8 protein-coding genes are annotated in these 12,605 nt (G+C 54.1%); 4 read left to right on the top strand and 4 right to left on the bottom strand.

The features are described from left to right. Window positions 1-414: 414 nt before the first annotated feature. Window positions 415-1,218 (top strand): hypothetical protein, encoded by an 804-nt coding sequence (locus EXE52_RS08840; protein ID WP_137703675.1) that lies wholly within the window; start codon window positions 415-417, stop codon window positions 1,216-1,218. 1,017 nt (window positions 1,219-2,235) lie between these two features. Here EXE52_RS08840 and EXE52_RS08835 read toward each other — a convergent pair. From EXE52_RS08835 to EXE52_RS08825, 3 genes are all read right to left on the bottom strand, one after another. Next, window positions 2,236-3,033: a recombinase family protein gene (locus EXE52_RS08835; protein WP_137703674.1), complete on the bottom strand. Its 798-nt coding sequence runs from the start codon at window positions 3,031-3,033 to the stop codon at window positions 2,236-2,238. A 269-nt stretch (window positions 3,034-3,302) separates the two neighbouring features. Continuing rightward, a complete protein-coding gene (locus tag EXE52_RS08830) occupies window positions 3,303-4,490 on the bottom strand; it encodes a hypothetical protein (RefSeq protein ID WP_137703673.1) in 1,188 nt (395 codons plus the stop codon). Then, window positions 4,483-6,240, bottom strand: a complete 1,758-nt coding sequence (locus EXE52_RS08825) for a DEAD/DEAH box helicase (protein ID WP_137703672.1) — start codon at window positions 6,238-6,240, stop codon at window positions 4,483-4,485. The genes EXE52_RS08830 and EXE52_RS08825 overlap by 8 nt, the downstream gene beginning before the upstream one ends. 119 nt (window positions 6,241-6,359) lie before the next feature. Here EXE52_RS08825 and EXE52_RS08820 point away from each other — a divergent pair, with 119 nt between their 5' ends. The 3 genes from EXE52_RS08820 to EXE52_RS08810 all read left to right on the top strand — a co-directional run bounded on the left by EXE52_RS08820 (window position 6,360) and on the right by EXE52_RS08810 (window position 12,192). Continuing rightward, window positions 6,360-9,026, top strand: coding sequence for a DUF1156 domain-containing protein (locus EXE52_RS08820; protein WP_137703671.1), 2,667 nt, complete (start codon window positions 6,360-6,362; stop codon window positions 9,024-9,026). 135 nt (window positions 9,027-9,161) lie between these two features. Then, complete coding sequence (locus tag EXE52_RS08815) at window positions 9,162-10,397, top strand: AAA family ATPase (protein ID WP_137703670.1); 1,236 nt, start codon at window positions 9,162-9,164, stop codon at window positions 10,395-10,397. Next, window positions 10,390-12,192 carry a hypothetical protein gene (locus EXE52_RS08810; protein ID WP_137703669.1) on the top strand — a complete coding sequence of 601 codons (1,803 nt, stop codon included), beginning with the start codon at window positions 10,390-10,392 and terminating at the stop codon, window positions 12,190-12,192. The genes EXE52_RS08815 and EXE52_RS08810 overlap by 8 nt, the downstream gene beginning before the upstream one ends. A gap of 3 nt (window positions 12,193-12,195) precedes the next feature. On the opposite strand, the gene EXE52_RS08805 is transcribed toward EXE52_RS08810, so the two are convergent. After that, a complete protein-coding gene (locus tag EXE52_RS08805) occupies window positions 12,196-12,591 on the bottom strand; it encodes a hypothetical protein (protein WP_137703668.1) in 396 nt (131 codons plus the stop codon). Between the last annotated feature and the right edge of the window lie 14 nt (window positions 12,592-12,605).

The following is a 12,605-nucleotide window of genomic DNA, read 5'->3' as shown; positions in this document are numbered from 1 at the left end:
CTGTTAAGCGAAGAGGCGGGTACGGGAATAAATTCGGCGAGTAGATACCTGTTGAACAGGGACTGAAAGTACCACAATCCGGGATAGAAGTCGAGATCGGTGATGGGTGGTCCTATTTTGTTAGTATATCTCTCAATCCGTTTTACACGTGGTCTGACGCGGTTTCAGACAGCTGCTGAAGGGTTTCAGTGGCACCCTGAAACGGTTTCAGGCACCGATTGAAGATTTTCAGAGATGGTCAGATAGTATTTCGAGCGGTAGTTGAAGATTTTCAGCAGTCCCGAGAACTGTTTCTGGCGTGTCAATACGATATGGGATGCGTCCAATAGGTGAGATAGAGCGACCCAGGGTGACGCGGGATGTCCCGTGTTCCTGAAGGCGGGTCGCGTGCGGACACAACGAGGTTACACAACAATGCAACGACGCAAGTTCCTCGCAGGTGTGGGATCGCTCGCCGCTGGCTCGGCGGCCGCAGTAGGTACAGGTGCTGTGACGATTAATTCACAAAATGGGTTTAATGCCCAGGTCGTTGGTAACGGTTCCGCAAATCTTGGTGTTTCCGCCAACACGAGCTCAGACCTCGTGGAATCAGGAACCCCGTTCACTATCGATCTCAACGGTGATCAGAGTAGCAGTACTGGTGGGCTCAACCCGAATAGCATCACGACTATTCGTCCTGCGTTCTCGGTTAGGAATAACCTCACTGACTCGCTCTACGTGGAGATTACTAATCCGCTGCGTAACAACGATATTAGTGGGTCGCAGGAAAACAAACACCCCGGTGCTAGCGGCAATAACAGATTCGACGTGCCTGCAGGTATTGACGTGCAATTTGTTGCTGCATCATCAAGTGCAACCGCAGGAGATACCTCAAATGGGCAGGCCGGTGAGGTTGACTTGATTGATCGATCCCAGGCCCCTGCCAGTGCTCCTGATTTCCAAGAGCGGTTGGATCCTACTCGGTTCAAGACCGATGTCACGGAACGTGGGGTGGTCGGTGGTAATACAAAAATCTTCGACGACTCCATGGCAGGATACATCGAGCTGACTCCCGGAGCATCAGCGGATGTTGTCCTCCGCGCCATCGTAAATGGGTATTCCGGCCCCTTCGACCAAGAGCTGACAAAGGGTGCACCGTTCAACATCCGGGCATTTACTGATGATTCACTGATGGGACTTGATGAGCAGGTAGCTACGTACGGAACTGTGAGCGAGTAACTCACTCCAACTAATTCGGTTTGACAGAGCACGCGAAGGGTTCTCACGAACTCTTCAATACCGATGGACAAGATCAAAACACTCAGTTGGGTTCTTGTACTTGTCGCGAGTACGGGGCTTATCTTCGGCTCATCCGGCTACACGAGTGTCTCAGCAGAACAGGGTATGTCGCTCCAAGTCGTTAATGACGAACCGTACGTAGGATACCAGTCTACTGATCAGTTTGTCCAAGATGGCGATACGACCGACTTGGTAACGATAACAAACCGAGCCTCTAGTAATATTGATGTAACGGACGTCACGATTGAGGACGGTAACTTCACGATCACTGACCCAACACTCCCTACCGATATATCACCGGGTGGAGACGGGACGATCCAGGGGATAGTAGCATGTACGCCGAACGAGACCCAACCGATCAAGTTGGCGGTGACTGTGAAAGGAAGTAATGTTACCACACAACTTGCTGGTGACACGACAACGCGAATATTTCACCTCACGTGTGCGTCAGTAAAAGAAAAAACATGAGAGACGCAGTCTAGTTCCCACAATTTAAGATAAATAGTCTGGTCCCGAATACTGAACCCAGCACACTCTCGCCGGCAGCCGTCGACCCCGACGCCCTCTTGCGTGTTTAATTCAATATGTAACTACTGGTAGATACATCTGACACGGGATCGTCGATGGATATGTCTGAAAAGATATTTTTGCGAGCATTGACGCCCCTCACGTGTTCGCTGTTACAGTTCCGAATATCGTTACAGGTTCTAAGACGTGTTACAGTCTATTCGTTGATGCCGTCGCACCCATCACAGGTAATAGCTTATTAATTGTAGTCTTCAAATCACTCGCTCCTACAGAACAGATAAGCAAATCTCTGACAAAAAAGTGGTATCAGTAATTATTAACGCTCTCATGTAGCAATTGTTGATTTCAGAGAGTAGCCCACGCGGGGGCTAAACCTCAACGAGTGGGAGTTTTAGAGCCGGTGAGTCCTAATCATACTGTGGACTGTGTTCAGTCAAGATTCTCGACCTTCTGTTCGAGTCGCTTGATTCGCTCGTTGAAATCTTCAGGAGGCTCAGCAACGGGTTCGCTCAGTGGGCGAACATCCTCGAGGGCGGCGTCAACGCGATCGTCGTCAGCCTCGCCGCGGAGATATAGCTCCGCGCGGTCGTTATACAGTTCTCGGAGTGTACTCGCAGCGACACCAATGTCGTCGGCGACGTCGGCGAGTGATTCGCCGCCGGCGACTCGCTCCATACCGGCACGGACCCTAAGGTACTCTTCGGGATCGACCCGGAGATACCCATCGACGACCTCAAAGCCAGTCGGTGGTCGACCGGTCCATCTGCCGGCCTCCTGAGCGGCGTCGATCCCTGATTGGATCCGGCGGACTTTCTGTTTCTGTTCGATCCGGGCAAGGTCGCCCATGAGCCCGGCGATCATTTGAGTGACCGCCTGATCGACCATACTGTCGTCGACATCAAGCTCGAGTCCGACCTCGAGGTCTCGGACGCTCGTCTCGTGCTCAAGGGCGTGTTGGAGGAAGTTGTGGATCTCACCCCCACCGAGCCGAGAGAGCCGCGACAGCTCATGAACAACGACGGCATCGATCCCCCCACCGGCGATCGCCTCGCGAAGCCGGCGATACTCTGCGCCACCCTCATCATCAGTCCCAGAAATAACATCGGCGAACCGCTCGACGCTTGCATCAGGATACTCTTCGACGACAAACTCCTCGAGCTCGCGGATCTGCCGCTCATGATCTTGGCGGTCGGTCGAGACGCGGGCGTACAACGCGACGTGGGTCACACTTTCCGTTTTGCCGGGTTAAGTATATAATAGCCACCCCCTTTTCGTGAGTGTCTAATATCAGTACCTTCTCGACGCGTTTTGAGAAAAGATAGCCTGTACTGGGAGAACAAAACAGCAGTATATTCCGGAGTTAGCAGGTTGGGGCTTAGACTCAGAGGATCTATTCAGAGTCAACCTCAACCATATTTTCGCGTTGGTGGCGATACGCACGTGGAGTACCGGCACGGGTTAGCGGCACGAACTCTAATCTCCGCAGGATACACTCGTTATTGGCAACACTGACAGCAAATGTGCCCCGCAACTACACGGATTGGATTCTCTCCGGAGAGTTGTTTCTGACAGTTCTCACACTGTACGTCATCGGTTACACCAACACCGACCGCATACGGCGCACGCACAGCTGTACTCCGACTACCAGTAGCCAGTTCGAACGTGATCTCCCCACGTTCGTACAGTACAATGGTGAACGCTTTCGGTTCAGTAGAAACTTTGATCGCGTGTCGTCGTTCGATCTCCCGTTGTTGTTGGGCATATCCTCTTGACTTCTCCTGGAGAGTCTCCTCGAGTTCGTCCTCGAGCTCCGCTTTCTCCGTCTTGAGTTCTTTCCGCTTCTCGAGCGCCTCTACCCGTTGTTGCGGTGACTCTGGTTCATCGACTTCCGTGCTGAGCTTCTGGAGGCGGGTCGAGAGAGAACTGATCTCATCTTGAAGTTCGTTTATGTGTTGTTCCTGTAGCTGCCGGTATTCCTCAAACTCCGAATCGGCAGCACGCGATGCCGACTGCCGAACCCCGGATATCTCATCTCGAACACCCTCTACTACAGCTTTTTGTCCAGTCGTGATTGCGGTGTTCAGTTTTTCCGACGAAACGCCACTTTCGTCATCGCCGTCTTCAGTTGAACCCGCTGGCCACTCCGACCCAGGCGTAAAGAACTCATCGACGAGTAGCTCCGTGACGTTGGGAAGCTGCTCCGTCGACTCCACGTCCACCGTCACTGCCTCCAAGAACTGTGTCTGGTACTCACTGACCGTCTCGATGTCGATCCGAACGAACATACAGACGGCCGTCCGGTCGTAGTACGGGCTGAACGTCGCGTCAACGACGTCCACATCGCTCTCACGGATCCATGGGGGGTACTGATACGTACCGTCAGTTACCGCCTCGGTAAGCGCGAGCTGGCCGACTGGAGCCGTTTCGGCCGCCTCATCGAGGAGCTGTTGTGTGAACCCGCTTTCGGGAGTGAGTACGTGTACAGAGTCCTCCAATCCTTCCTGTTCGCTATCCAGGGCTATGTCAAACTCGTGGACATCGGTGAAACCGACATGGGCGTGGCTTGGTAGCCGTACGTGCCATCGACTCCCGTCCTCTCGTATCGTCGTACCGAGGTTGCCGAAGTACTCGCGAGCGAACGCCTCCAGTGCGGATTGAGTTACCGCGTGTGTCACATCAGTCATCGTCAGTCCCCAGATCGAAGCTCTCGAAGACGCCGTTGTTGAACGCCTTGACTTTCTGAGAGAGCTCCTGTTGTTGCCCGAGATCGATCGCCATCGAGTCGAAGTCGTTCTCAAGATCCACCTCGGAGTCGGCGTTGACGAGCCGTTCGAAGATCTCGTCTTCGAAGCTCTGCCCGGAGTCCTCCATGCGGGTGAGGATCGTGCTCAGCTCGCCGACCGTCTGCTGGAACAGGTCGATCTTGTGGTAGAGCCGCTCGAGGACGTACTCCTCGATCGTACCCTTGAGCCCCATGTTGAAGACGTACACCTCACGCTTCTGGCCGATCCGGTGAATGCGTCCGATGCGCTGTTCGACCTTCATCGGGTTCCAGGGGAGGTCGTAGTTCACCATGATGTTACAGAACTGGAGGTTGCGTCCCTCGTTCATCGCGTCGGTGGACACCAACACGCCGCCCTCCTCACGGAATTGGTCCACGATGTCTTCTTTCTCCTGGCTGGAGTGGCCGCCGTGGAACGCGTGGGTCGTGTACCCCTGTTCGTTCAGTCCTTCGAGTACCTGCCGCTGCGTCGCACGGAACTGGGTGAACACGATGACTCGACCCATCTCGACGTGGTTTCGGGCCTCCTCGACGATGTCGAACAGTCGGTCCTGCTTGGTAACCGATGCTATCGAATCGATCTTGTCGAGAATAGTCTCGAGCTCGTCGCGGTAGGTGAGCTCGTGTTGTTCGTCGAGCTGTTTGCGGATCGTCCCCTCTAGTGCCGCCGGACTGCTCACGACCTCCTTCTGGAGCAGCATCAACACCAGTTTCTGGCCGCTGTCCTGGCTGTATGCGCCGCGGACGTACTCGGTCACCGCGTCGTAGAGGTCCTTCTCGGCCGCGCTAGGTTCGAAGGTTCGGGTTTCGATGATACGGTCGGTGAAGTCGATGTCCGTGTCCTCGCGTCGGTTTCGGATCATCACCTGCCCCAGACGTCGTTGGAGTTCGTTCTGATTCACCAGCGTGTCCTGACTGCTGTCGATGAAGTACTGATGGAAGGTGTCTCGGCTGCCGAACAAGCCGGGGCGAAGCAGGGTGACGATATTGTACAGATCGGTGAGTTCGTTCTGGATGGGTGTCGCCGTGAGGAAGAACGCGTAGTCGTAGGTGAGTTGCTCGATGAGTTCGTAGCGGTCCGTCTCCTCGTTTTTGACGTAGTGGGCCTCGTCCATGACGAGGACGTCCCAGTCGCGGGCGAGCACGGTCGGGCGGTGGCGCTCGCTTTTTGCGGTGTCAATGCTGGCGATGATGCGGTCGTGCGCGTCGAACCCCTGGAACTCGTCGTCGTAGTTACAGACGAACTCAAGGCCGAACTTCTCGCGAAGTTCGCCCTGCCACTGTTTGGCCAGTTGGGCCGGGGTGAGGATCAGCACGGAGCCGTCAGTTTCGCGGTAGTGCATCTCCTTGAGGATCATCCCGACCTCAATCGTTTTGCCGAGGCCGACCTCGTCCGCGAGCAGCGCCTTGCCGTCCATCTCGAAGAGGGCGCGATGGGCGGCGTCAACTTGGTGTTCGAGAAGCTTCACCTGCTCCGTGTCGACGCCGGCGAGCGACCGGAGTTCGGTGTCCGGCTGGCCGGCAAGGAGACGATTTGCGACGACAGTCTGGTGGTGAATGGAAAATTCACAGATCTCCAAGGAATAGGAGTCAACAAGATCGTCCGGATCATCGTGCGTGACCTCGATGTCGACGAGGTCCTGCTCTTCCATGCTTCGACGAAACAGGTATGTCGTCAAATAGGTTGTGTAGAAGGAGTCATGTTTTACGAGGGGGCTGTAAAGTGTAGTGGATTTATGAGACTTCGGTGGGTTGAGAGGACATATTCACAATGTCTGAGGAAGCCGGTCGCTCTGCTGATCGAACGGAACGGAAGGAACTCCCGATAGAGCGTGGATTCCCTATAGAGCGGGTCAACGAGATAGCCGAGAAAGAAACGCGCGCTAAACAGTGGTATCGGCCAATATATACCATGCACAAATGGTGGGCACGCCGAGATGGGGCTGTCTTCCGTTCTATCTGTCTTTATTCCTTGCTTGACGATCCTGAAATGGTCGATGTGTACGAACCTGGTGACAATGGAGATCTCTCGGATTTCGGTGGCGGTCACAACAACGTTGAAAATCTCATCGAAAACGTCGACCTTGCTGACCCTGAGAGCCTATGGGAACTCTATCCAAAGGATGTTCGCATTAAGAATAAGAAGATTCTCGACCCATTCATGGGTGGTGGAACTTCTCTTGTGGAGGCCTCACGCTTCGGTGTTGAATCAGACGGTTATGACCTGAATCCGGTTGCGTGGTTTGTTTCTAAGAAAGAACTAGACGCTGGTCAAACCGATGTTGAGGAACTTGAAGAAGCATTCCAACAAATCAAACAGGATGTGGCTGGTGAGATTCTACAGTACTACAAAACATCCTGTCCAAATGGCGACCATGACGCCGACGTGATGTACTACTTTTGGGTCAAAGAATTAGATTGTATTTCGTGCGGTAGCACTGTTCCCCTCTTCAAAGACTATCGTGTAGGCAAAGGTAGATATGAAAATGACGATAAATACAACGTCCTATGTCCGGATTGCGAATCTATTGTTTTAGTAGACGATTGGAAATCCCATTCAACTTGTGACGATTGTGGGCATGAATTTGTACCCTCAGAGGGAACTGTTGACCGAGGATACGTTTGTCAAGATTGTGGTCAAAAATACGGGATTTTAGATGGGACTCAAGAACAAGGTAAGGCCGAGGAACGTCTTTACGCGCTTGAATACTACTGTCCGACATGTGATTCTAATGGCCTTTCAAAATCAGATGTTAAGGGTTACAAATCAATCACAGAAGAAGATATATCACTGTACGAAGAAGCGTCAGAGAGATGGAACTCCTCAGAAGAATTGAGAAAATTCGTACCGTCAGAAAACATTCCTGAAGGGATAAAAACAGACAGTACACTTTTCGAAGGCAGTATAGGGGGAGGACATAATGTTCTCCGGCACGGAATAACTCGCTGGACAGATATGTTTAATGAGAGACAATTACTGTGCCTTTCAATATTAATGCGTTCCATTTCCGATATCAAAAACAACAATTTGAGAGAATATTTGTTGATGAATCTCTCAGAATCACTCAACTACAATAGTCTGATGAGTGTCTACAACCCGGCATATAATAAAAACACGAATATTTTTAAATCAAATTCTTTCGACCCGCCGACAAAGCCTGTCGAAAACAATGTGTGGGGTACCAAATTCGGGACGGGTACCTTCACAGCAATGTGGGATATGACTAAAAGGGGTGTTGAGTACGCTCAAGCACCAACAGAACGGTATATAGACAATGGGGAAACGAGAGAATCGGAACCGTTCAACCAGCCAATCGGCCGAGACTCGTCTATTCATTGTGGGGACGCGCGGAATATAGAGGGCAATAACGAGTATGACGCGGTCATTTCGGACCCGCCCTATTACGATAATGTGATCTATTCGGAACTTTCTGATTTCTTCTATGTGTGGCAACGTATTCTATTGAAAGATGAATACGAGTGGTTTGAAGCGGAGAAGACACCAAGAGACGAGAGTATTGTTGCTAACCCTGCTGCTGGGAAAGGAGAAGCAGAATTTGAAGATGAAATTAGGCAGGCTTTCAATTCAATATCGAAAGCACTCAAAGAGGATGGGGTCCTTGTTTTCACATATCATCATAGCGGAGTCGAATCCTGGGGTGAACTTCTCTCCGCCCTTTGTGACGTTGGATTCGAGGTGACCGCAACATATCCCATATCGGCAGATTCGAACAAGTTCTTCGAGGGTGAAGCGGTCGAGTTCGACATCGTGATTGTAGCCAGACCAGCAGGTGACCGACAACCTGTTTCGTGGAACTCACTCCGTCGGAACATCGTTCGGACGGCCAAGCAGACCCACCAGCGTCTTACCGAGGATCGTGAACTATCTGAGGGTGACATTGGCGTTATCGAAATGGGACGTGCGTTCCATGAATATTCAAAACACCACGGAGAGGTACAGCGGGACGGCAAAGTTATGAGCGCCAAAGAGGTGGTGGACGAAATCTATGGAATCATCCAACAAGGAAGCGACATTGGTGAGGTGGACGTGTTCCTTGACCTGCTGGAAATAGACGGCCCTACCTATAGCGACCTGAATATGTTAACTCGGGGAACAAGCGCGAACCCTGACGAAATGAAAGAGATACACCTCTACCGGATGGACAGTGGCGAGTTCATCCTTGGAACATGGGAAGATGAGAAGCGACTTGCGTACGTCCAAGAGCGTGTCAGCGAGGATGAAGATGGGTTGACTCCTCTCGATAAAGCCCAGTTCCTGCGCCACCGCTATGAGCATGGCAAGTCGATCCAAGATTATCTTGAGGCCTGGACGGTTTCCGATGATCTCCGCAAGCTTTGTGACGAGTTAGCAGATGCCAGTGGTGATGATGTCTACCGGCGCATCCTCGGAGGTGATCGAAGTATCGGTGATTACTGATACCCACGCTGGGGTCTTGGGGAAACTGGCTTGTCGCTGTTCTCTATTCCTATTAAGCTCAACCACTATATTGCCATCAATCGGACTAGAATATCTCATGTTGTTTTATGATAGCTCCCCGATACCAGTCGTGTAATGAGTAGTTCGAAGCCGAGTTTCCAGAACTACGACCGGGAGGAGGCCGAAGAGTACAGCGGGTTCCTCCTTACCAACGCTGCCACGGCGAAGGACTTCATCAATCAGACGACAGACCCGGATGCGATCCGATATCTCGTCGAAGATTACACCATCGACGTCGACGTCCCCGGCGCTGGCACCGAACTCAAAGAGGCGATCCTCACCTCGGAAACTGCCCCACTCGATGTGAAACAGACGGTCGCGCAGCGCAACGCCGACCTCGGCGACGTACTCGTTCCGGACACCGTCGAGCGTAACGCCCGCACCGCGCTCGCGGTCGGGAAGCCCATCGTGCTCTACGGGCCGACCGGGACGGGAAAGACCTACTTCGCGAAGCAGCTCGCGCTGGAGACTTGCGTCGACTACGAGGTCCACACCGCGACGCCGACGTGGACCCCGGCGGACATCACCGGCAGCATCCAGCCCGAGACAAAGGACGGGAAGATCACTTATCACCGCCGGGCTGGGTGCGTCTCGCAGGGTATCCAGGAGGCCGAGCGATACGGCGACAACTACGCCGTCATCATCGACGAGATCACCCGCGCCGACATCTCGCAGGTGTTCGGTCCGCTGTACACCGCCATCGAGGACCACGATCAGGTGATATTCCGCGATGAAGAGGGAACCGGGCTGACACTGACCGACGACCTGAAGCTGATCTGTACGATGAACATGTCCGACCGGACAGTGAACGAGTTGGACAACGCCATCACTCGTCGCTTCGCAATGGTTGAGCTGAGCCGATACGATGACGACGCCAGGACGGAACTGTTCGACGACTGGATCGGTGAGTTGGATCCGGGCCCGGACCGTAACATCGACACCGAAGAGCTGAAAGACCTCTTCGAGAATCACCATCGCGGGATCAACGATGGGACGACGACGAACAGCGAGGGCGGAATCATGGAGTTCGGCCCCATGCACTACGTCGACGTGACAAAATTCCTGAAACACGCTTGTGAACCGGGCGGGCCGTACGCAGGAGAGGCGATTACGGCGGTCGGACAGGCTTTCGCCACCTACGTCACACCGCGGCTCCTGAACACGGCGTCACTTCCACAGATCAACCGCATCGCGAGTCACTACGAGACGCTCGACGACCAGTTCCGGTTCGACATGAGCGCTCCGGCCGAGTTGGCGCGTCGGCAGGCTGCCGCCGAGGAGCGCGATATGGGCGTCAGCGCCTATGAGTAGGCCAGTACGGTGTGAGTACGGTACGTCGCTCTGTAGCGTCCAGGAGAACCAAAAGCTGGTTGTCGAAGACTGTGATCCTGATCGTGTCGCAGACGAACTCCGTGCGGCGAACTTCGTCCGCGAGGGGAGTCAGTTCATCAAGCGACGGACGCGACTTCGCCGTAGACGGTCCAGTACCGACAATGAGGAGGATGGGCTTCAGGTTCTCACCGCTCGGATCGTAGAGGATACGCTCCACGTAGAACCCTCTGACGTCGTCGGGGTCGTCCGGCTGCTGCCAGGGATGAGTGTTCAGATAGAGCCGAAGGTGGACTGGGACGACGTTGTCCGAATGCTGCTGACCGTCTACGAGATCGAGCGAACGGACTCCCCCTACGGGATCCCGCTGGACGAGATGACGGCTGGCGGGGTCGACGCGTCCAGAATCATCGCCATCTTCGCGATCAACTACGTCCAAGGATTGCGGACGATCAAGCGAAAGGGCTTCATCCGGAACCTCGAGATCCGCCGTCGGACCGGGTTCGAGGGAATCGGCTCGATCGACATGTCACAGACGCTCTTGAATCAGGCAAGTGGGAACCCGGAACCAACCTGGGTCGAGACGCAGGTCGAGTACAGCAATGTCGTCAACGAGACGATCCATATGGCCGGCAAGCTTCTGCTCCGGTTGCTCCAGCAGACTCCTCACGAGCAGGCACATCCCCAACAGAACGCGTTGTTCTCGATGGTTCACGCGGAGGTCGAGCAGATCGAAGAGCGGGGAGTCAGAAGTTCACAGAAGCGTCTCGGCGCGTATCGACGGGTTTCGCTGTCCGACCTCCCGCGACAGCGTCACTACTACCAGCGGGCACTCCACACATCCCGATCAATCCTCGCCTCGACACTTCTCGGACAAGCTGGGAGCGGCCCCGAAGAGCTGCTTGTGGACTACGCGCTCAGCATGAACTCGCTGTTCGAGGACTACACACAACGCGTGCTCTCCCGAACGCTCGACTCCCTCGAAGACATTGACCACCTCGACGAACTTGAGACGGTGGAGTGTGAGTCAGAGCCACCAGTCTACCCGTTCGAAGGGAACACCGATGCGACCTACTACCCGGACCATCTGCTTACGGATGACAAGGAGACGCTTGCCGTGTTGGACTCAAAGTACTACCGTGAGGGAAAGAATCCGGCTCACGAGTCCGGATCCCGGTCGCGGATGTTCTCCTACGCGTACCTGACTACAACCGATCGAATGGCGTTTCTCTGTCCGCTCTACCATCGGGCATCACTCGACGTGAACCGCGCCGATGCTACGGTGGACATCGTCTCTCCCGACGGGGAATTCTCCTGTGAGACGTACGAGTCGATCCTCCGAGAGTATCTGCTCGACGTGTTAGCCGAGTCGTATCCGGAGTTGGAGGTGTTCGACGCCGTCAACAAGGGGATGCTCTGTCTCGATACCGCCACCACCGAGGACCTTTCACGGATAGAGGACGTGAACGGACCGTTCAGTATTGCGAATCCATCGTCGTTCGCGAACAAGATCATCTCCGCGATCACGTTCTCTACGAGGGGGCCCAATAAACTCGATCTCGAGAACGGTGGCGGATGGACGAAATCCCGACTCAAAGACATCTGTACCGAACAGAACGACGATGGAAGTCCGAAGTATCCTTCCGACCGGACGACGTGCGTTCCGGTTTACAACCCCGACGGGAACGACGACTACGGAACGATCACGCTGTTTCTCATTCGACAGGCGGACGACGGAAGCACAGTTGCGGAATCGGAGACTCGTGCGCTACTATAATCGCTAGACACGGAACGGCGTGGCCAGCCATCCATCCCGCCGTCGTTTGATCTGTCGACCGAAGATCGGTTCAAGCGCATAGAACTCGCCAGCGATCTGTACTTCGAAACTATCGCCGACGCTCTGGAACTCCCCTTCAACGGCAAACTGGATTGATGGGAGTGGATGCTGATTGTTCAAGTAATCCATCTCGGAGCGCATGACCGAAACGAGCCGTTCTCGGAGGTCATCGTCCTCCGATAGCGCCTCCTCAAGCCCGACGACACAGACTTTCTTCGGGAGTGTCCGCTCCTCCAGTTGATGGATGAATTCGTCGAGCGGAAGTTGGTAATCGGCGGTGGTCCGGCTCTCTCGATTCACGATGTTATACATTCCCGCTACTGCGTCGATATCGCTCATCGTTCCCCCCGGAT

Origin of the sequence: Halorubrum sp. CGM4_25_10-8A, from assembly GCF_005435025.1 — an archaeon.
Taxonomy (GTDB): domain Archaea; phylum Halobacteriota; class Halobacteria; order Halobacteriales; family Haloferacaceae; genus Halorubrum; species Halorubrum ezzemoulense.
This window is presented reverse-complemented; position numbering and strand designations above follow the sequence as displayed.

Coding starts and splice junctions, on each gene's coding strand:
- EXE52_RS08840 (WP_137703675.1), top strand. CDS start 415: ATGCAACGACGCAAGTTCCTCGCAGGTGTGGGATCGCTCGCCGCTGGC.
- EXE52_RS08830 (WP_137703673.1), bottom strand. CDS start 4,490: ATGACTGATGTGACACACGCGGTAACTCAATCCGCACTGGAGGCGTTC.
- EXE52_RS08825 (WP_137703672.1), bottom strand. CDS start 6,240: ATGGAAGAGCAGGACCTCGTCGACATCGAGGTCACGCACGATGATCCG.
- EXE52_RS08820 (WP_137703671.1), top strand. CDS start 6,360: ATGTCTGAGGAAGCCGGTCGCTCTGCTGATCGAACGGAACGGAAGGAA.
- EXE52_RS08815 (WP_137703670.1), top strand. CDS start 9,162: ATGAGTAGTTCGAAGCCGAGTTTCCAGAACTACGACCGGGAGGAGGCC.
- EXE52_RS08810 (WP_137703669.1), top strand. CDS start 10,390: ATGAGTAGGCCAGTACGGTGTGAGTACGGTACGTCGCTCTGTAGCGTC.
- EXE52_RS08805 (WP_137703668.1), bottom strand. CDS start 12,591: ATGAGCGATATCGACGCAGTAGCGGGAATGTATAACATCGTGAATCGA.